The following is a 225-nucleotide window of genomic DNA, read 5'->3' as shown; positions in this document are numbered from 1 at the left end:
TACCTATTTTTTTTATATCTTCCCATGTACCAAATTTAGGTTCGATTTCAAAATATGTAAGTGGTGCAAATYCTCTATCGCCTGATGATGGGAATGGAGGAAGTATGTGAATACCACCCTTAAATGTATTTGGAAAATATTTTGTAAGTACTTGATCGAGTGTTTTTAAATCCCCACCTAGAGAGTCTGGATAAGTTATAAGTTGAACTTGATTTTTTACTGCCA

At 33.5% G+C, this 225-nt stretch carries 1 protein-coding gene; it reads right to left on the bottom strand.

Translation table 11 applies throughout. From position 1 onward, the window contains the following. Positions 1-225, bottom strand: a 225-nt coding sequence (locus G3997_RS05485; RefSeq protein WP_330616098.1) for a hypothetical protein, incomplete at both ends; no start/stop codon positions are given.

The organism is Romboutsia sp. 13368 (genome assembly GCF_018336475.1).
Taxonomy (GTDB): domain Bacteria; phylum Bacillota; class Clostridia; order Peptostreptococcales; family Peptostreptococcaceae; genus Romboutsia.
This window is presented reverse-complemented; position numbering and strand designations above follow the sequence as displayed.